Source organism: Salinicola lusitanus, assembly GCF_003206045.1.
GTDB classification, from domain to species: domain Bacteria; phylum Pseudomonadota; class Gammaproteobacteria; order Pseudomonadales; family Halomonadaceae; genus Salinicola; species Salinicola lusitanus.
This window is the reverse complement of record NZ_PZJM01000003.1, coordinates 486,964-505,952: the sequence shown is the minus strand read 5'-3', so window position 1 is coordinate 505,952 and position 18,989 is coordinate 486,964. Positions and strand designations below refer to the sequence as shown.

Here is an 18,989-nt window from a genome sequence, read left to right as displayed (position 1 = left end):
GCGATCACCGCGCATGCCTGGTCACCAATCACCGTCAGACGGTGATCGATCAATCACCGCTGGCAATGAGTGGTCGTTGCAGGCGGGGCACGCCGAGACCCACCGCCATCAGCACCACGACCAGCGGCAGCAGCAGGAGGTTGAGCGTCTGCCAGCCGAGCCAGGCGTTGAGCGGACCGGCCAGCAGCGCGGAGAGGGTGGTCAGCGAGAAGACCGCGCAGTCGTTGATGGCCTGGACGCGAGGCGCCTCGCCGGTCCGGTAGGTGGTGGTCAGCCAGGCGCTGGCGGGCAGGAAGGTGAAGTTCCAGCCCAGTCCCAGCAGGAACAGCCCGACCGCGAAGGCCCAGAACGTGGTCGGGAGCAGGGCGCAGAGCAGGCTGGCCAGCAGCGCCAGCGACCCGGCGGCGATCATGGGCCGGTAGCCGAAGCGCCGGGTCAGGTCGCCGGTGACGAACGAGGGGGCGAACATCGCCAGGATGTGCCACTGAATCACGTTGGTGACGTCGCCGAAGCCGTGGCCGGCATGCGTCATGGCCAGCGGCGTCGCGGTCATGGCCAGATTCATGATGGCGTAGCTCAGGGTGGCGATGACCACCGCCGCCAGCAGCTGGGGCTCTCGCAGCAGTTGGCCGGGGCGGCGCGGCGATTCGCCGTCGACCGCGCCCCGGGGCGATGACAGTTCGAGTCGCGAGAGCAGCAGCAGCGCCAGGGCGTAGAGTCCCGCCAGGCCGACGAAACAGCCCAGGAACGGTGTCGCGAAGGCGTGTTGGGTGTAGCGCGCCAGCCAGGGCCCGGCGAAGGCGGCGATGACACCGCCCGCCATCACCAGGCTGAGGGCGCGGTCGCGCTGCGATTGGCTCGCCGCGTCGATGGCGGCGAAGCGATAGAGCATGCCGGCGCCGATACTCATGCCGATGGCGAAGGTGCCGAGAGTGAACAGTGGGAAGGCGGCACTCTTCAACGCCAGCAGGCAGATGGCGATGCCGATGAGCCCGGCGGTGTTGCCGATCAGGAAGGTGCGCTTGCGTCCCAGGCGTGCGGTCAACCAGCCGGAGGGGAGTGTCGCCGCGGTCAATCCCAGCAACTGGGTGGCAACGGGCAGCGTGCTCCAGTCGGCATTGCCGGAGAGCTGGGCGCCGACCAGCGGCGAGACGGCGATGAGCAGGATATTGCCGCTGACCAGCAGTGCCTGGCACAGCGCCAGGCCCCAGACGGTGAGTGGCAGGCGGGAAGGCGCGGAGGTCGTCATGAGGCTTCTCGGTTGCTGGTGGGGGACGGGGCCGGGGTGGCCAGGGTTCGGCCGAAGCGAGCGCGATAAGCGCTGGGGGCGAGTCCGTAGCGGCGCTGGAACTGGCGGCGCAGCTGTTCGGCGCCACCGATGCGGCAGTGTTCGGCAATCCGTGCCAGCGGGGCGTCGCTCTCGGCCAGTAGTCGACGCGCCGACTCCAGCCGCAGTCGGGTCAGGAACTCCATCGGGGTCATCGAGAGTTGCTGGCGGAACAGGCGTTGAAAGTGACGTGGCGTCACCGCCATCGCGGCGGCCAGATCCTCGCTGTTCCAGGCGGCCAGCGGATCGTTGAGCACGCGATCGATCAGCGCGCGTAGCCGGCCATGGCTGGCGAGCTGGCAGCGCAACCCTTCACTGAATTGCGCCTGGTCTCCGGGCCGGTGCAGGAACATCACCAGCTCGCGGGCGACCTCGCCGGCCAGGCGATGATCGTGGTCCGTTGCGACCAGGGCGAGCGCCAGGTCCATGCCCGCGGTGACCCCGGCACTGGTGTAGAGGTTGCCGCTGTTGCGGTAGAGCGCATCGGCCGCGACATCGACCTCGGGAAACTCCCGCGCCAGGCGTTCGGCCTGGCGCCAGTGCGTGGTGACACAGCAGCCGTCGAGCAGTCCGGTTCTGGCCAGTGCGAAGGCCCCGCTGCAGATCGAGCCGACCCGTGACGCCGAGGCGGCGCGTTCGGCGAGCTTGCGGATGACCGTGTCGTCCAGCTCATGCACGCCATGGCCACCGGCCACCAGCAGCGTGCCGCCCGGGGTCGTCGTTGCCAGGGCATGGGTCGCGACCAGCGTCATGCCGCCATTAGTCCGGACCTCGCCGGGCTCGCTGGCAGTGAGGCGGAGCTCGTAATGCGGCCGACCCAGCAGCGTGTTGGCGCTGGCGAAGACCTGCCAGGGGCCGCTGGCGTCCAGCAGCTGGCAGTCCGGATAGACGAACAGGTCGACGGTGTGGGTCATGGCATCGTCCGGTGGAGTTCGACAGGCAGTCTGCGCCGGGCGGAGGATGTCGGCAATGACACCATGGCCACCGGAAACGACATTCGACCCTGTCGCCGCGGTACTCCCCGGTCACGGCGCTTCATCCTTTAGTCGTCTTTGTCGCCTGAAGCGGGTCGTTCGACTACCGGAGCCGGGCCGCCGGGACTATCATTTTCTGCGCATTAGTAACGTGCTAATTATTTTTGGGAGTTCAGGTCATGATGCATGTCACGTTGCGGGTCATCAGAATCGGTGGGGTGTCGGCGCTACTGTTGGGCGGTCTCGGAATCATCGGCTCGGCGCAGGCCTACTCGGCGTTCTCCCCGGATTCGCCCTATCTGCTGGGGGATTGGGGGGGCGAGCGCACGGCGCTGGAGAATGCCGGGATCTCCTTCGACTTCGACTACGTGGGCGAGGCGGCCACGATCCTCGATGGCGGCTACCACGATAGCCATGTGGCGAAATACTCGGATCAGTTCGCGGTCGGTGCCAATTTCGACCTCGACAAGCTCGCCGGCATTCCCGCTGCTGACTTTCAGGTCACCGTCACCAATCGCAACGGCCACAGCGTCAATGACCGGATGAGCGATCCCGGCGCCACCGTCGGTGGCTCGTCGGTGCAGGAAGTCCAGGGGCGCGGGCCGGTCACGCGACTGACCCAGTTCTGGTATCGCCAGCGGTTCTTCAATGACGCGCTCGCCGTCAAGCTCGGTCGAATCCCGTTCGGCGACGACTTCGCCACCATCGACAGCAATTTCCAGAACCTCGCCTTTGGCAGCGCTCAGCCCGGCAACTGGGGCAACAACATCTACAACTGGCCGATCGCCCAGTGGGCGGCGGTGATCCGTGCCAACTTCAGCCCCGAGTGGTACGCCCAGGTCGGCGCTTTCAACATCAACGACAGCAACCTGGAGAACGACAACGGTTTCGATCTGCGCACCAGCGGCACCGAGGGCACCCTGTTCCCCGTCGAAGTGGGCTACACGCCGAAGCTGGATGGCATGGCCGGCGCCTACAAACTCGGTTTCTACACCCAGAACGTGGAGAATCGCGCCTACGGCGATGGGCCGGATACCCGCACCAGCGACACCAACACCGGGCTCTACTACGTGGTCCAGCAGCAGGTGACCACGCGTGGCGGCAACGCCGATCGCGGCCTGACCCTGTTCAGCATGGGCAACGCCAACCACGGCGACACCGCCGGTATCGATCGCTACGTCTCGGTCGGCGCGACCTACGCCGGCCCGTTCGATGCCCGCCCGCAGGACGACGCGGGAATCGGCCTGGCCTATCTCCATGTCAACGACGACGTCAACGACTATGTCGGCTACTACAACGCCACCCCGGCCGGCTCGCTTGCGCCGTTGCCGCGCCAGGGGCACGAGTACGACGCGGAGATCTACTACAGCTTCAACCTCACCCCCTCGCTCACCCTGCGCCCGAACCTGCAGTACGTCGCCAACCCGTCGGCGGTGGATTCGGTCGACAACGCCTGGGTGGCGGGCACCATGATCACGGCGAGTTTCTGAGCGCCGGCGGGAAACAGTAGCCGAGCGTGCGAGACGGCGCTTGCTCGGCTTGAGAGCCGGGGCGGGCTGCCGGCAGTTGTCGTTGGCCCGCTTCGCCCGGCTGCGTCGTCCGCCTACCGGGCGAGGTTGGCTTCGAGATAGTTTTCCAGCTCCTCGCGATCAGGCGCTGTGGCGGGTCCCCGGCGGGAGACGGCAATCGCCGCTGCCGCATTGGCACGAGCGCAGGCAGTGGGCAGGGAAGTGCCCTCGGCCAGTGCCGCGACCATGACGCCAGTATGAGCGTCCCCCGCCCCATTGGTGTCGATGGCTTGGCTCGCGAACCCTTCGATGGCTCGCGTCTCGCCGTCGTGATGCAGCCAGCACCCCCGCGGACCGTCCCGCACGACGACCGCGGCCGACCTGTTCAGGCGCGAGGCGATCACGGCGATACCCGATTCCAGCTCGTCACGGCCGGCGAACGTTCGCGTTTCACTGGCGTTGCTGCTCCATATCGCTATCCGAGGCAGTAATCGCGCGAGCTGGCGGTGATCGATACGGGCCAGCAGCGGGCCTGGGTCGAAGACGACGGCGCAGGTTGCGGCCAGCGTCTCCAGCCAGTCGAGCAGGGCGGAGGCCTTGCCGGGGTACGCCAGGCTATAGCCGCTGATATAGATCCAGTCATTGTCGGCCACCGGCAGGGCCCCGAGACGCTCGGCGCCGACCTGCCCCTCCACGCCGATATGAGACACGAACGTGCGCTCGCCAGCCGCATCGGTCAGGGCGATGCAGAAGCCGCTGTCGCCAGCGGGGTTTGGCTCTCTCGCCAATACGATGCCTTCGTTGACGAGCGCCTCTCGCACGCGGGACCCCATGGGCCCGGTTCCATGTTCTCCGGCATAGATGACTGGCATCCCGTAGCGGCGGGCGGCGGCCATCACATTGAATCCCCCGCCGACTTCGTGATTCGCCGACTGCGCGATGACATCGCCGCCCGGGGGCGGCAGCGCCTCGATCGACATCACGATGTCGACGATCGCCTGGCCCGTATGCCAGAGCCTGGCGGGGAGCGGTGAGTGGGGGAGGCCAGTCACGGCGAGGTGCTTGCGCGTAGCGCCAGCAGTGTCTCGACCCGAGGCTCGAGATCCAGGCGGTTGCGGCGCTTGACCTGGTCGATCAGGTCGCTCGGCAAGGCGTCCAGCCCCGCGCATGCGCCCAGCATCGCGCCAAGAATGGCGGCAATCGTATCCGTGTCGCCGCCCAGACTGGCCGCCAGGCAGAGCGCGCGCTGCGGCGCGTCGCCCGCCAGCTCGGCCAGGGCAAAGGCGGCCACGATCGACTCCTGCGCCAGTACCGAAGTGCCGACCAGGTCGTTGAGGAGGGTGATGGCGGTGGCGTCGCTGATGCCGGCCATTTGTGAGCGTATCCAACGGATGCGCGGCGCGAGGCGTGCACCAGCGAACCAGTAACCCAGCCTTTCGCCGTGCTCGGCGAATTCGGTACCGATATCGAGCGCCTGCGCCAGCGCCGCACCATTGAGACCCGCGGAGATGGTCGCTGCCACCGAGGCGGCCCCAGCGATGCCCAGACCGGTGTTGTGGGTCACGCTGCTGGCCGCGTAGACGGCCTCCATGAAGCGTTCTGTGTACGCCACATCGAACGCGATGCCGACCGGCGTGATGCGCATTGCCGCACCATTGGTGGCGCCCAGGCGGCCGGCCTCTTCGGGCGGAATGCCTTGGGTGATGCGTGCCACCGCCCGCTGGGTCGACGGTCCGAGCAGGTCCCGCGAGCCGCGGGCACGCATGTCATCTTCCCAGGCGATCAGACGCTCGGCGAAGGTCAGGGGATCTATCGACCCGCGACCGTCGATGAGCAGGTCCGCGACCAGCATCGCCTGTTCGGTGTCGTCGGTGATGCTGCCCGCCGGCATGCCGGGTGCGATCGGTTGGTCAGCGCGAGCATCGATCAACGTGGTGATCTCGCCGAAGGTCGCCACGATCTGCTGTCGGCTCAGTGACTGAGTCGGCATGCCCAAGGCATCTCCCAGCGCGAGCCCGTAGAAGGCACCGAGTGCCCGTTGACGCAGCGGAGACGCGTGATCGGCGGCATCGAACATGGTCAGGTTCCAAAATGCAAATGTAATCGAAAATGGTCAGGATCGAGCAAGCTCACCACGTGCTCGACCAATGAACCCTGCTGATTGAACGTGGTTCGCGTCGAACGCAGCACTGGCGTGCCGATGTCACGGGTGAGCAGGTTGGCGCTTTCTGCGTCCAGATAGGCGATATCGACGCTCTGTTCGCCGCGCGTCACTTCGAGCCCGGCGGCCCTGAGCGTCGCGGTCAGTGAATCATCGACCAAGCCGCGTGCGGGCAGGTCGATCAGCGCGGGCAGGGCAGGGACCCGTGAGCGCTCCAGCGAGACGAACAGCCCGTCGCGGGTGGAGCGGCGGCGATCGACGGCGATGAAGCGCTCGACCCCAAAGCGGGTCTGCAAGTCGGCCTCTTCGATCGTCGCCAATCGCAGCATCTCGACCTGGAGGTCGGCTCCGGTTTCGGCCAGTGCCTGGGCCCAGCCGCGTTGCGGGTCTATTTCGACGCCATCGTAGGTCACGATGGAGCCGACGCCGGTCTGCGTTGCGATGTAGGACTGCCGCTTGAGCTCCAGCAAGGCCTCACGCAGGGTACCGCGGCTGACCTCGAGTTCTTCGGCCAACTGGTGTTCGCCAGGCAGACGCTTGCCGCGACGCAATCGGCCGCTGTGAATCCTTCGAGTCAACTCGTCGATGACGCGTTGCTTCTTGTCAAATCGAACAGGTTTGTGCATGTTTAGTCTTGTACAGTGAAGCGGAACGTCGATCAAGCACTTTGCGTCAGCGGCGACAACGCGACGCAGCGAGTGCAATGAAGCACGCTTTCAGCCTGCCGCGATGGTGCGGGAGATCACGTCAAGGCGACTTCAGAAGGGGCCTTGAGACGGTGCAAGGCGGGCGGTGAAAACGGGTGCGACGACGTTGGCGGTAGCCGAAATAACAATCCGATAAACAGGGGGCAACACCATGAAAGGGTATGGCTTCATTCGTTCCATCGCGCTCGTCGCGGCTCTCTCCACGGCCACGGGCCTGGCCCAGGCGGACACGATCCGCGTGCTCAACTGGCAGGGGTATGGCACCGACGAGGATTGGTCGCTCGAACAGTTCGAGAAGGCCACCGGCAACACAGTCGCGCACGAGTACTTCAACTCCGAGCAGGAGATGCTGACCAAGCTGCGTACCAACCCCGGCACCTACGACGTGGTCCTGGTCAATTCCGCCTACACTCAGCAGGCGGCGAGGGAGGGGCTGATCCAGCCCCTCGATCTGGCCGACTTCCCGCACAGCGACGGTCTGCAGCCACGACTCGCCCGGAACTCCAACCTCCTGCACGACGGCAAGCTGTTCGGCGTCGCCTGGCTTTGGGGCGTGACGTCGTTTGCCATCAATACCGGCGCTTTCGACGCCAAGCCGAATTCCATCATGGAGCTGTGGAACCCGGCGCATGCGGGACGCCTGGGCTGGCGTGACGACGCGGTCGAATCCTGCCAGTTCGCAGCACTGGCGACCGGTCAGGACATCAATGACCCCAGCGATTACGACCTCATTCGTGAGCGTCTCCACGCACTCAAACCGCAGATTCGGACTTTCTGGAACTCCGAGAACGAGTGGAACCAGTACATGGCCTCCGGTGAATTCGATCTGGCGACTTACTGGAGTGGATCGGCGGCGCGCTCGAAGAATAACTTCGGTCTTCCCATCGAGTTCATCGTGCCCCGTGAAGGCGCCATCGCTTGGCTCGACGGGCTCTCGCTGCCGACGGATGCGCCTCATCCCGAGGCTGCCAAGCAGTTCATCGACTGGATGATCGATCCTGAGTTCTACGTGCAGTGGGATACCGAGGTGGGGGCGCCCATCTCCGCTAATGAGAAGGCCGTCGCCCAGCTACCCGATGGCGCCTTCAACAAGACGCTGATCGAGGAGCTCAAGACGGTCAACACTCTTCCCTTCATGGGGCCGATGAGCGATGCGACGCGCGAGAAGATGCTCGAGGTGTGGCAGGAAACCAAGACCTTCTACCAGGAGTAATTCGGGGCGATGGCTGTTTCCGACACCAAGCGTTCGCCGACACGCCGCCGACAGCCCTCCAATGCCAAGAGCATTCTGGGGCTGACGGGGCCGGCCTATCTGTGGCTGATCGTCACCATCCTCCTGCCGCTGGCAGCGATGTTCTACTTCAGCTTCCTGAGTGACGTGCCGCTACCGGGACGCGACTGGCAGGTCACGCTGTCCAATTATGCGGCGTTTTTCCAGGAAGACTTCTATCGCACGCTGATGCTGCGCTCGCTCAGGCTCGGCTTCGAGGTGGCGTTGTGGTGCTTTCTGATCGGCTTTCCCTGCGCCTACGTGCTGGCCAAGACCATCAAGGGGCGCTGGCGCGAGGCCCTGTTTCTGATGGTGATCATCCCGTTCTGGAGCAACGCGCTGATCCGGGTCTTCTCGTGGACCATGGTGCTGCGCGGCAACGGTATCCTGGAAAGCCTGCTCGACTGGCTGATCCCGGGGTTCGGCTCGCTCCGGCTGATGTTCACCTACGAGGCGGTGGTGATCGGGCTGGTCCACTCTTACCTGCCCTACATGATCCTGACCTGCTACATCTCGCTGTCGACCATCGATGACGATCTGATCGATGCCGCGCGCTCGATGGGCGCGAGTCGTCTGACCGTGCTGCGACGTATCATCCTGCCGCTCTCCATGCCAGGAATCGTCGCCGGCGCCGTGCTGATTTTTGTGCCGGTGATCGGCTCCTTCATGGAGCCGAGGATCCTCGGAGGTCGCGAGGGCACCTTTCTGGGCACGGTGATCGAGGACCAGTTCACCTCGGTCTTCAACTGGCCGTTGGGAGCGGCACTGTCGTTCATCCTGCTGGCCTGCGTACTGATCATCTTCGCCATCTTCCAGCCGATTCTGAGGAGGGCATCATGAAAGCCCGGCCGACCAACATGCTGGCGCGGATCTATCTCGGCCTGGTGCTGGCGTTTCTCTACCTGCCGATCCTGGTGATGGCCGCGATGTCCTTCAATTCGTCACAGTTCTACATGCTGCCCATCGATTGGACCTTCGACTGGTATGTCAAGCTGGCCCACAACACTCGACTGCTGGAGTCCACGCGCAACAGCCTCCTGGTGGCGCTGGCGACCACGGTGATCGCCAGCGTGCTGGGAACGGCGGCATCGATCGCCTTCTTCCGCTATGACTTTCGCTTCAAGAAGGTGCTGCAGGCTGCGCTGTTTCCGCCGATCGCGATTCCGTGGTTGATCACCGGTACCGCGATGTTGCTGTTCTTTTTCTGGAGCGGCATCGGGCGCGGCTTGCACGCCATGATCCTGGGGCATGTGGCACTGGCACTGCCTTACGTGATCATCGTCGTCTCGGCACGCATCAAGGGGTTCGACCCCGACCTGGAGGCGGCCGCTCGCTCACTGGGGGCGAATCCGTGGCAGGTCATACGCCACGTGACCCTGCCTTATCTGGCTCCGGGGTTCATCGCGGGAGCCCTGTTTGCGTTTGCGGTATCGTTCGATCAGTTCGTGATCTCCTACTTTCTGTCGGTGCCGGGTGTCAGCACGCTACCGGTAGAGATCTATACCGCGATCAAGAAAGGGTTCACGCCGGAGATCAACGCCATCTCCACGCTCGTGATCGCCTTCTCCATCACCCTGCTGGTGATCGTGTCCCGTTTCTACCGTTTTGGAGGCGATCGCTGATGGCATCTGTCACCGTATCCCATGTCAACAAGTCCTTCGGCGAGTTTCAGGCGCTGGACGACGTCTCGATCGAATTCGCCGACGGCGGCTTCTATGCCCTGCTTGGGCCCTCCGGCAGCGGCAAGACGACCCTGCTGCGCCAGATCGCTGGCTTCAGCTTTCCGGACAGTGGCGAGATTCTGATCGGTGGTGAAGCGGTCGAGTCGCTGCCGGTGGAGAAGCGCAATATCGGCATGATGTTCCAGAACTACGCGCTGTTCCCCAACATGAGCGTGTTCGACAACGTCGCCTTCGGACTGATGGTGCGCAGCACGCCGAAGCCCGAGATCAAGGCGCGAGTCGGCGAGGCGCTGGAACTGGTCAGGCTCTCCGGCTACGACGAGCGTAAACCGCACCAGCTCTCCGGCGGCCAGCGCCAGCGTGTGGCCTTGGCGCGCGCCATCGTCTTCCGTCCTCGGGTGCTGCTGCTCGATGAACCGCTCAGCGCGCTCGACAAGGCGCTGCGCCTCGGAATGCAGGTCGAGCTGAAGCGTATTCAGCGCGAAGTGGGCATCACCACGATCTTCGTGACCCACGATCAGGAGGAGGCCTTGACGCTGAGCGACAAGGTCGGGGTGCTCAAGGATGGCAAACTGCTGCAGGAAGGGCCGCCGCGAGAACTCTACGAGCGCCCGGCGACAGCCTTCGCCGCGACTTTCCTGGGCGATGCCAACCTGTTCGAAGGTGATGTCGACGACGGCGAGCTGGCGCTTTCCGACGGCACGAGGCTGCGCGCTACCGCACCCTTGACCGGCGTCGGCAAAGCCACCTGTGCGGTACGCCCGGAAAAAATGGCGATCGCCGAGGAGGGGGAGCCCCCTCTTGCCGACCACAATCTCCTCGAGGCGGAGCTTCAGGAGATCATCTTCGCCGGTAACAGCCTGAGTTATCTGCTGCGCCGTAATGACATTCATCTGCGTGTCTTCGCCCAGAACCGCGCCACGGCCGAGCTACAACCAGGCCAGCGAGTGCGGCTGACATGGCGCGTGGCGGATACCATTCCGGTCGAAGCATGAGCGAGGGGCGGCGAAATCTCGGTTGGGGGACGTGGAATCCGGATCGTCCGGCGGAACTCGTGCATCCGGAGTTGAACGTTCGCTTGACACCGATGCTCTACGCGGCCAGCGCGAACGCGGTTTCCCTGCTCACTCCCTCGCAGACGCGATTCGGCATGCGCTCGCTGGACGGCGGGGAAGCGCGCCTGCGGAGTGAGTTCCACGGTACGGTGCTCGACTGGCGGTTTTGCTTCGACGTCGACGGTATCGAGATCGAGTGGCAGACTCGCGAGACCGGTGAGTGGGGGTTGCGATTCTGGGTCGCCCTGGTCGTCCACGGAGGCGGTCGCTGGCATTTCGACGAGGGGAGCGGTGAGCTCCGGAATGACGTGGCCGACGCACCGCGTGATCGCTCGCTGCGGGTCAGGGCAGCCCACGCGCCTCTGCTCGTGACCTTTCACGATGACCTGGACGCAGTGCGCCAGGAGTTCCTCGACAGAGGCTATTTCTATCTCGGCTCCCGGGCCGAGAGTGGCACGACCGCCGCACTGCGCTTCAACCTGGAAGAGATGCCCCGGCAGCGGATCGTCTGTCGGCAGGGCACGATCGACATACCGGCGCTGCCCCGGGAAGACTGGGCGTTGGCCGATGCGCATCCGCCCGGCGGCGCGCAGCAGGCGCTGCAGGCGATCAATGACGTGATCCGCTGGAACCATGTCTACGATGCCGTCAATCGTCGGCCCTACACCGGCTTGACGCGTTTCTGGAGCACACAGAAGTTCGGCGGCTTCGGCGTCTGGCTCGATGACGTCGCCTTCAATGCCTGGCTGTGGGGACACATCGATCTTCAAGGCGCCAAGGACAATCTGGCGGCGATCTTCTCGTTTCAGACCGAGGCGGGTAATTTTCCCTGTCTGGTGACCGGCAACGACGCCTGGATCGATCGCAGCCAACTGCCGATTCTTGGCTACGTCGTCTGGAATCTCTACCAGCGCAGCGGGGATGAAGGCTTGATCCGCTGGGCGTTTCCCAGGCTGCTGGCCAACTTCGACTGGTGGTGGCGTCATCGTGAACTGGCTGGCGCCGGGCTGGTGGCCTATGGCACTACCCCGGGGGTCGGGCGAGGGCTCTACCGGGGTACCAAGCTGGGCGCCAAGAACGAGTCGGCGATGGACAACAGTCCGGTCCACGACGATGCCCCGTTCGATCCCGCCACCGGTCTGCTGCAGGCGTTCGATGTCGGTGCCAACAGCCTGCTGGCGCTGGATAACGAGATGCTGATATCGATGGCGGATCGACTCGGCGAGGTGGCGACGGCGAAACGGCTGCGGGCACGCCATGCCGATCACGTGGCCCGCATCCGCGACCAGCTGTGGGATGCCGAGCGCGGCGTATTCGCCAATCGATTGCGGGGTGGCAGCTTTGTGCGCCAGTTGGCGCCCACTTCGTTCTATCCGCTCGTCGCCGGGGCGGCCACCTCGGAGCAGGCGACTGCGTTAGTCAACAACTACCTGCTCCCGTGGGAGAAGTTCGGGGGGGACGTGGGGTTGCCCTCGGTGGCTCGAGACGACCCCAGTTATCAGGACAACGTCTACTGGCGCGGGCGCGTCTGGCCGACACTCAACTTCTGGACCCAGCGTGGCTTGCTGCGCGCCGGATTTCACGAGCAGGCCCGCGAACTCGCCGACAAGAGCTGGCGACTGTTCCAGGATGGCTGGCGGGAGCGAATCTGCGGCGAGAACTTTCACCCCGAAACCGGCGCCATCACCGATCAGCCCGATACCGATTCCTTCTATTCCTGGGGGGCATTGATGGCGGCGATGGCAGTCGCGCAGACGGTCGACGTGACGCCCTGGAGCTCTGGCGTGGCGAGGCCGGATCATGGCCTGGTGCCACTCTCCGGCCTGCTCTCGAGATAGCCTCACCCCGCCGGTGGCGTTCCCAGTCCTCGGTCCTTGGGTTTGCGGATCACCATGAAGTAGAAGAACACCGCGGTCAGCGCGATGAAGAAGAGGCTATCCGGGCTGGTGAAGAAGATCAGCGGGTTACCGTCGTTGATGGAAAGCGCTCGACGGCAGTACTCCTCCAGGCTCGGACCGAGCACGAATCCCAGCAGCAGGCAGACAGTAGGATACTTCTGCTTGCGCAGGTAGTAGGCCAACACGCCGAACACCAATGCCAGCGCCATCTGGAACGTGGAGTAGGTGGCAACGTAGCTGCCCACCAGTGCGACGATGGCAATGCTCGAGTAGAGCACGTCACGGCGTATCGACACGATCTTGAGAAAGTAGGGGCCGAGCAGGTAGAGGGTCAGCGGAATCAGGATCAGGGCGCTGACGAACAGCGAGGCGAACATCGGCGCGATCAGGTCGAGCTGCTGGGTCATGAACTGCGGGCCGGGCTGGAGGCCGTTGATCACCAGCACGCCGAGCACGATGGCGGTAGTCGGATCGCCGGGGATGCCGAACGTCAGCATCGGCACGAACGCGCCGCCGCACATCGAGTTGTTGGCGCACTCTGCCGCCGCGATACCTTCCGGGTTGCCCTTGCCGTAACGCTCCGGGTGCTTGGAGGAGCGCATCGATTCGGCGTAGGAGACGAAAGCCGCCATCGAGCCGCCGGCACCGGGCAGAATGCCGACCGCATAGCCGATGACCGCGCTTTTCAGGTAGCGCAGCGCGCCGATCTCGCGGACCTCGGAGAGCGGCGGGATGAAATCGCGACGTCTCACCTTGGCCGCCTTGATCATGCTCGGGTCGACGGTGCGGGTGCTGCGGCTGTCGGCTTGGACCAGTAGCTCGCTGATGGCGAAGGTACCGATGATCAGCGGCATCATGTCGATGCCCTGAACCAGCACGCCGGTGCCGAAGGTGAAGCGGGCCAGCGGCTGGACCACGTCGATGCCGATGGTGGCGATCATGACGCCGAACAGGGTCGCGATCATGCCCTTGGTGATCGATCCGCGCTGGGAAATGATGATCACGATCAGCGCAAAGGCGATCAGCGAGAACTTGCCCGGTGTGCGGATCAGCAGGGCCACGTCCGCCGCCAGCGGTGCCATCACCATCAGCAGCAGGGCGCCCAGCGAACCGCCGATCATCGAACCCAGTGCGGCATGGCCGAGCGCCTTGGCGCCCTCGCCGCGCTGCTGCATCGGGTAACCTTCCAGCGCGGTCATCATCGACGAGGGCGCCCCGGGAATGTTGATGGTGGTGGCGGTGATGCTGCCGCTGCACATTCCGGCCATGAAGATGCTGGCGCAGGCGACCAGCGCCGTGGTCACGTCGAGGCTGTAGGTCAGCGGCAGCAGCAGGGCAATGGCCAGTACCGATGTCAGCCCCGGCACCGCGCCGAAGAAGGTGCCGATCAGGAATCCCCCGATCATGTAGAGCAGGGTTTCGGGATTGGCGAGGGCGGCGAAGCCACCCAGCAGCCCGGAGATCGCGTCCATGATCATTGACTCCAGAGAGTGGGCAGGCGGACCTGGAAGACGACCTCGAACAGCAGGTAGCCCGCCAGGGTGATGGCGACGGCGGCGACCAGCTTGGTCAGCCATTTATCGCGGAAGCCGCCGCCGAACAGGCAGCAGAGCAGCAATACGTAGACGAACGTCGCGACGAAGTAGCCGATCAGATCGAACGCCAGCAGATAGCCTGCCGTCAGCACGATGACGCCGATCGCGCCGAGGGAGAGCCCGGCGTACTGGCGACCGCTGGGAATCTCAGCGTGGCTTTCCGTGTCGACGGACGATGATTCGGCGGATGCTCTGGCCCTGCCGCGCAGCGCATGAACCATGGCGCAGATCAGCGCGACCAGCATCAGAATGGCGGTCGCGATGGGGAAGAACGAGGCGGTCATGTTGCCGGCCTTCATCGGCGGACCGAGCTGGATCGCCGAGATCAGATAGACCAGGGTGATGAGCGCAAGCACCGCCGGCACGAAGAATTCACCGCCCAGGGTAGGGCGTCGGGACGACGGGTGAGACGAAGGTTTGAGTGAGCGTTCAGAAGACATGGAGACCCCTGGATTGACGACTCTGCGCCATGCGTAAAGCATGGCGCAGAGTGAGTGGAATCGAATGAGGGTGGCTTATTTCTCCAGCACGCCCTGGTCGACCAGATCGTCCATGGTGTTGAAGAGCTGCTGCTGGGTATCGTTCGCCCACTGGGTCACGTCGTCGGCTCCCAGCCAGGCGGGTGTCACACCGATCTTTTTCAGCCACTGCTGGAACTCGTCGCTCTCGTAAGCCTTGTGATAGGTCGTTTCCAGCTTTTCGATCACGTCGTCCGGCGTACGCGCCGGGGCCACCATGATGATGAAGCTGCCCATCTGCAGATCGAGGCCGGTATCGGTCTCGGTGACCGGCGGTACGTTGGGGAAGCCTTCATTCTGGGTGTCGGAAAATTCGACCAGACCGCGCGCCTGGCCGGACTCGATCAGCGGTGCCAGATCGCCGAGACTGGTGACGACGGCATCGACTTCGCCGTTGAGCAGGGCTTCCTTTTGCGACGCTGCGCTGTTGTCGTAGGAGACGATCTTGAACTTGGCGCCGGTCTGTTCCTGGAGCTGCAGCAGCGTCAGATGGGTTCTGGCCCCCATGTTCTGGATGCCGACGCGGATACTGTTGGGCTTTTCCTTGGCCGCGGCAATCAGGTCATCCAGCGTCTTGTAAGGAGAGTTTTCCGGCACGGTGATCGCATCGGCTTCGCTGGTGATGCGCGCAATCATGCGCATCTTGTCCATGTCGAAGCCGGGCAGCATGTTCTTCCACGGGATCGTGATGATGCTGTCGTAGGTGATCGCGGCGATGGTCTGCCCGTCCGGGCGCGCTTTCATCAACTGGAGCAGGCCGGTTGCCGTCATGCCGCCTTCCACGTTTTCGACATACATCGAGACGGGCAGCGACTCTTCGGCGATGTTGGAGGCCTTGCGAACGATGGCGTCGGTACCGCCGCCGGCGGCTGCCGGCACGATGACGCGGATATCCCGATTCGGGAAGTCGGCTTGGGCGGTGCCTACCGTCAGTGATGCCAGGCAGGCGATTCCCAGCAGGGTTTTCTTGAACGTCATGAGGTAATCCTTGGCAGTGGTTGGACTTCGAGAGCGGGGTCGGTAGATCGAGGAGCGCTTGTGGTTGGAGGAGTGCACCTGGACCCGGCTGATTGGCTTGTGCCTTTGTAGTCGGTTTATTCGTACGATGTAATACAACCTTGGTTTGACACCGTGCATCTGGCCGAGCGACTGCGCCAATCGGCCGAGTCATCGGCACGTAGGCAACGACCTTCGTCGCTTGGGTCTCGCTAGAGGCTTTCGTTATGCTGGGCGGGCCTATTCCGCGTTGACCCGCCCATCGCCTGCCTGGAGCCCCTGATGCCGTTACCCGAGTGCTGGTTTGCCGACATCGATGTCCCCGCGGCACTGGAGCGCGCCAGCCGCGATGCCAGGCAGCGGTTGGAGGAGGCGCTGGACGCCGAGGGGGAGCCGGCGGTCGTCGAGGCGTGGCGGTCGCTGGACGAGACCCGGGGGGGCGAACTCGCCCGCGTGGTGCTGCTGTCGGATTTCGCGCTGGATGCCCTGGCCACACGCCCGGCGCTGCTGCCCGCCGCGCTGGAGATGGGCGAGCTGGAAGCCGCTCCGGAACGGGCACGGCTCGAGCAGGTACTGGGTGAAGCGCTGGCGAAGGCGGAGAACGAGGAGGCGCTCCACCGCGTCCTGCGCCGTTTCCGCCAGGCGCGAATGCTCGGCACCGTCTGGCGCGACCTCAACGGTGCCGACATGTGGCAGACCGCCCGCGCCGTCTCCGAACTGGCGGAAATCTGCCTCGAGGGAGCGCTGGGGTGGCTCGAGGGACATTTCGCGGCCCGCTGGGGGACACCCGCCCCAAGCGCCGATGGCGCGCCCCAGCGCCTGATCGTGCTGGGAATGGGCAAGCTCGGCGCCGGCGAGCTCAATCTCTCCTCGGATATCGATCTGATCTTCGCGTTTCCCGAAAAGGGCACCACCCAGGGGGGCGCACGCGAGTACGAGCACCAGCAGTATTTCACCAAGCTGGGGCAGAAGCTGATTGCCGCGCTGGACGCGATCAGCGCCGACGGCTTCGTGTTCCGGGTCGACATGCGACTGCGTCCGCTGGGCGATGGCGGGCCGCTGGTCGGCAGCTTCAACACCTTCACCAGCTACTACCAGGATCAGGGGCGCGAGTGGGAGCGCTACGCCATGCTCAAGGCGCGGCCCGTCGCCGGCGACATCGATGCCGGTTACCGGCTGCTCGGCGAGCTCAAGCCCTTCATCTACCGCAAGTATCTCGACTTCGGCGCGATCGAGTCGCTGCGTGACATGAAGGCGATGATCCATCGTGAGGTCAAGCGGCTGGGAAGAGACGACAACATCAAGCTGGGACGAGGCGGGATTCGTGAGGTCGAGTTCGTGGTCCAGGCGTTCCAGCTGATCCGTGGCGGTCGGGATACCGAACTCCAGGTCACCTCGCTGCGAGACGCCATGTCGCAACTGGTCACGCTGGAGCTGCTGCCGCAGGCGGTGGTCGACGAGCTGCGGGAGGACTACGTCTTCCTGCGGGATCTGGAGCATGCGCTGCAGGCGCAGCAGGACCGCCAGACGCAGACGCTGCCGGGCGACCCGGAGAACCAGGCGAGGTTGGCGATGGCCATGCGGATGCCGGACTGGGAAGCGTTGAGAGAGGCGCTTGCGGCCTGCCGGGAGCGGGTGCGACGTCATTTCGACGCGGTGATCGCCGACCCCGATGACGAATCGCCGCCCCAGGCGGACGAGACGGGCCGGCATGATGTCGCCTGGCGGCAGCTATGGCAGGGGGAGATGGACGACGCCGAGGCGGAGCGAACGCTGGCGGCGGCAGGCTTCGAGCTGCCCGATTCGCTGCGGCGTCTCAGCGCCTTTCGAGACTCCCGCGGCGTCAAGTCGATGCAGCGTATCGGCTACGAGCGGCTCGACGCCGTCATGCCACTGCTGCTGGAAGCGGCGGCGGAGAGCGACACGCCGAGCGTGGCCCTCGAGCGCGTGCTACCGCTGATCGAGGCGGTGCTTCGGCGCACCGCCTATCTGTCGCTGCTGCGCGAGAATCCGCAGGTGCTGCCGTCGCTGGTCCGGCTCTGCTCGGCCAGCCCCTGGATCGCCGAACAGCTGGCCCGCCATCCCATCCTGCTCGATGAGCTGCTGACCCCCGCGACGCTCTATTCGCCGGCCGACAAGCAGCGGCTGGCGGATGAGCTGCGCCAGACGCTGGCAAGGATTCCCGAAGACGACGAGGAGAGCTGGCTGGAAGCGATGCGGGTCTTCAAGCAGACCCAGGTGCTGCGCGTCGCCGCCTCCGACATCGCCGGGGGGCGCGTGTTGATGAAGGTCAGCGATTACCTGACCGCGATCGCCGAGGTGGTGCTGGATAGCGTATTGCGGATGGCGTGGCGCTCGCTGGCGGCACGCTACGGCCAACCCAGCGCCAGGGAGTCGTCGACTCAGGCGAGCTTTTTGATCGTCGGCTACGGCAAGCTGGGCGGCATCGAGTTGGGCTACGGCTCCGACCTCGATCTGGTATTCCTCTACGACGCCGCGCCGCGGGGCGTCACCGACGGCGCCAAGTCGATCGACAACCTGGTCTTCTTCACCCGCCTGGGCCAGCGGATCATCCATCTGCTCACCGCCACCACGCCCAGTGGCACGCTCTACGAGGTCGACATGCGCCTGCGTCCCTCGGGCAATGCCGGGTTGCTGGTCTCGTCGCTGGATGCGTTCGCCGAGTATCAGCGCAAGGAGGCCTGGAGCTGGGAACATCAGGCACTGGTGCGCGCGCGGGCGGTGGCCGGTGACGACGCCCTGGGCGATCGTTTCGAGGCCGTCCGGCGGGAAGTGCTGGGACGAGAGCGCGACTGCGAAGCATTGCGGCGTGAAGTGGTCGGGATGCGGCACAAGATGCGCGAGCATCTGGGTAGCGGTGCCGAAGCGAGAGAGGCGGGGCAGTTCCACCTCAAGCAGGATGCCGGCGGCCTGGTGGACATCGAGTTCATGAACCAGTACGCCGTGCTGGCCCTGTCGGCAACGACGCCGGCCCTGCTCGAGGTCACCGACAACATGCGGCTGCTGGATGCGCTGGCCCAGAGCGGCAGGTTAGCCGAGCAGGATGCCCGCGATCTGCAGGCGGCCTACCTGGCCTATCGCGACGCCAGTCACCGGGCGGCACTGGCCAAGAAGCGAAGCCTGGTGGCGGGGGAGGCCTTTGCCGATCATCGCGCTACGGTCTCCCGGCTGTGGGATCGCTGGATGCGCCCGGAGTCCGACGATGAGACGAAAGATCAATGAAAACGCCGTTTGATTAATGTAATATTAACGGGTCATGACGCCTGTGTTACGGCTC

15 protein-coding genes are annotated in these 18,989 nt (G+C 64.9%); 7 read left to right on the top strand and 8 right to left on the bottom strand.

The annotated features are described in order from the left end of the window. Positions 1-49: 49 nt before the first annotated feature. Together DOM45_RS06100 and DOM45_RS06095 are read right to left on the bottom strand one after the other, a co-directional pair. The gene (locus DOM45_RS06100; protein ID WP_240612300.1) at positions 50-1,249 is read right to left on the bottom strand and encodes an MFS transporter; all 1,200 of its coding nucleotides are present in this window, start codon (positions 1,247-1,249) and stop codon (positions 50-52) included. Further along, positions 1,246-2,241 carry a GlxA family transcriptional regulator gene (locus DOM45_RS06095; RefSeq protein ID WP_110598625.1) on the bottom strand — a complete coding sequence of 332 codons (996 nt, stop codon included), beginning with the start codon at positions 2,239-2,241 and terminating at the stop codon, positions 1,246-1,248. Before DOM45_RS06095 ends, DOM45_RS06100 begins: the two co-directional genes overlap by 4 nt. 239 nt (positions 2,242-2,480) lie before the next feature. On the opposite strand from DOM45_RS06095, the gene DOM45_RS06090 reads away from it, so the two are divergent. Next, positions 2,481-3,791: a carbohydrate porin gene (locus DOM45_RS06090; protein ID WP_205909401.1), complete on the top strand. Its 1,311-nt coding sequence runs from the start codon at positions 2,481-2,483 to the stop codon at positions 3,789-3,791. A 113-nt stretch (positions 3,792-3,904) separates the two neighbouring features. On the opposite strand, the gene DOM45_RS06085 is transcribed toward DOM45_RS06090, so the two are convergent. Genes DOM45_RS06085 through DOM45_RS06075 form a run of 3 tightly spaced genes read right to left on the bottom strand, consistent with a single transcriptional unit; the run spans position 3,905 to position 6,632 of the window. Further along, positions 3,905-4,861, bottom strand: coding sequence for a PfkB family carbohydrate kinase (locus DOM45_RS06085; RefSeq protein WP_167404612.1), 957 nt, complete (start codon positions 4,859-4,861; stop codon positions 3,905-3,907). Then, positions 4,858-5,886, bottom strand: a complete 1,029-nt coding sequence (locus DOM45_RS06080; protein ID WP_110598624.1) for an ADP-ribosylglycohydrolase family protein — start codon at positions 5,884-5,886, stop codon at positions 4,858-4,860. The genes DOM45_RS06085 and DOM45_RS06080 overlap by 4 nt, the downstream gene beginning before the upstream one ends. A gap of 2 nt (positions 5,887-5,888) precedes the next feature. Further along, entirely contained in the window at positions 5,889-6,632 is a 744-nt protein-coding gene (locus tag DOM45_RS06075; protein WP_205909400.1) for a GntR family transcriptional regulator, read from the bottom strand. Positions 6,633-6,828: 196 nt separating this feature from the next. Between DOM45_RS06075 and DOM45_RS06070 the strand changes: the two genes are divergently transcribed. The 5 genes from DOM45_RS06070 to DOM45_RS06050 all read left to right on the top strand — a co-directional run bounded on the left by DOM45_RS06070 (position 6,829) and on the right by DOM45_RS06050 (position 12,522). Continuing rightward, positions 6,829-7,890 carry an ABC transporter substrate-binding protein gene (locus DOM45_RS06070; RefSeq protein ID WP_110598622.1) on the top strand — a complete coding sequence of 354 codons (1,062 nt, stop codon included), beginning with the start codon at positions 6,829-6,831 and terminating at the stop codon, positions 7,888-7,890. 9 nt (positions 7,891-7,899) lie between these two features. Next, positions 7,900-8,787, top strand: a complete 888-nt coding sequence (locus DOM45_RS06065; protein WP_110598621.1) for an ABC transporter permease — start codon at positions 7,900-7,902, stop codon at positions 8,785-8,787. Continuing rightward, positions 8,784-9,569, top strand: a complete 786-nt coding sequence (locus tag DOM45_RS06060) for an ABC transporter permease (protein WP_110598620.1) — start codon at positions 8,784-8,786, stop codon at positions 9,567-9,569. The genes DOM45_RS06065 and DOM45_RS06060 overlap by 4 nt, the downstream gene beginning before the upstream one ends. Next, positions 9,569-10,624, top strand: a complete 1,056-nt coding sequence (locus DOM45_RS06055; RefSeq protein WP_110598619.1) for an ABC transporter ATP-binding protein — start codon at positions 9,569-9,571, stop codon at positions 10,622-10,624. Before DOM45_RS06060 ends, DOM45_RS06055 begins: the two co-directional genes overlap by 1 nt. Positions 10,625-10,716: 92 nt before the next feature. Next, on the top strand, positions 10,717-12,522 hold the full coding sequence (locus DOM45_RS06050; protein ID WP_240612318.1) for an MGH1-like glycoside hydrolase domain-containing protein: 1,806 nt from the start codon (positions 10,717-10,719) through the stop codon (positions 12,520-12,522). 2 nt (positions 12,523-12,524) lie between these two features. Here DOM45_RS06050 and DOM45_RS06045 read toward each other — a convergent pair whose 3' ends face one another. From DOM45_RS06045 to DOM45_RS06035, 3 genes are all read right to left on the bottom strand, one after another. Further along, positions 12,525-14,054 carry a tripartite tricarboxylate transporter permease gene (locus DOM45_RS06045; RefSeq protein ID WP_110598617.1) on the bottom strand — a complete coding sequence of 510 codons (1,530 nt, stop codon included), beginning with the start codon at positions 14,052-14,054 and terminating at the stop codon, positions 12,525-12,527. A gap of 2 nt (positions 14,055-14,056) precedes the next feature. After that, entirely contained in the window at positions 14,057-14,617 is a 561-nt protein-coding gene (locus tag DOM45_RS06040; protein WP_157958357.1) for a tripartite tricarboxylate transporter TctB family protein, read from the bottom strand. A gap of 75 nt (positions 14,618-14,692) precedes the next feature. Further along, the gene (locus DOM45_RS06035) at positions 14,693-15,673 is read right to left on the bottom strand and encodes a Bug family tripartite tricarboxylate transporter substrate binding protein (RefSeq protein WP_110598615.1); all 981 of its coding nucleotides are present in this window, start codon (positions 15,671-15,673) and stop codon (positions 14,693-14,695) included. 300 nt (positions 15,674-15,973) lie between these two features. On the opposite strand from DOM45_RS06035, the gene glnE reads away from it, so the two are divergent. Next, positions 15,974-18,934 (top strand): bifunctional [glutamate--ammonia ligase]-adenylyl-L-tyrosine phosphorylase/[glutamate--ammonia-ligase] adenylyltransferase, encoded by a 2,961-nt coding sequence (glnE, locus tag DOM45_RS06030; protein ID WP_110598614.1) that lies wholly within the window; start codon positions 15,974-15,976, stop codon positions 18,932-18,934. The last annotated feature ends 55 nt before the right edge of the window (positions 18,935-18,989 follow it).

Coding starts and splice junctions, on each gene's coding strand:
- DOM45_RS06100 (WP_240612300.1), bottom strand. CDS start 1,249: ATGACGACCTCCGCGCCTTCCCGCCTGCCACTCACCGTCTGGGGCCTG.
- DOM45_RS06095 (WP_110598625.1), bottom strand. CDS start 2,241: ATGACCCACACCGTCGACCTGTTCGTCTATCCGGACTGCCAGCTGCTG.
- DOM45_RS06090 (WP_205909401.1), top strand. CDS start 2,481: ATGATGCATGTCACGTTGCGGGTCATCAGAATCGGTGGGGTGTCGGCG.
- DOM45_RS06080 (WP_110598624.1), bottom strand. CDS start 5,886: ATGTTCGATGCCGCCGATCACGCGTCTCCGCTGCGTCAACGGGCACTC.
- DOM45_RS06070 (WP_110598622.1), top strand. CDS start 6,829: ATGAAAGGGTATGGCTTCATTCGTTCCATCGCGCTCGTCGCGGCTCTC.
- DOM45_RS06065 (WP_110598621.1), top strand. CDS start 7,900: ATGGCTGTTTCCGACACCAAGCGTTCGCCGACACGCCGCCGACAGCCC.
- DOM45_RS06060 (WP_110598620.1), top strand. CDS start 8,784: ATGAAAGCCCGGCCGACCAACATGCTGGCGCGGATCTATCTCGGCCTG.
- DOM45_RS06055 (WP_110598619.1), top strand. CDS start 9,569: ATGGCATCTGTCACCGTATCCCATGTCAACAAGTCCTTCGGCGAGTTT.
- DOM45_RS06050 (WP_240612318.1), top strand. CDS start 10,717: ATGCTCTACGCGGCCAGCGCGAACGCGGTTTCCCTGCTCACTCCCTCG.
- DOM45_RS06045 (WP_110598617.1), bottom strand. CDS start 14,054: ATGGACGCGATCTCCGGGCTGCTGGGTGGCTTCGCCGCCCTCGCCAAT.
- DOM45_RS06040 (WP_157958357.1), bottom strand. CDS start 14,617: ATGTCTTCTGAACGCTCACTCAAACCTTCGTCTCACCCGTCGTCCCGA.
- DOM45_RS06035 (WP_110598615.1), bottom strand. CDS start 15,673: ATGACGTTCAAGAAAACCCTGCTGGGAATCGCCTGCCTGGCATCACTG.
- glnE (WP_110598614.1), top strand. CDS start 15,974: ATGCCGTTACCCGAGTGCTGGTTTGCCGACATCGATGTCCCCGCGGCA.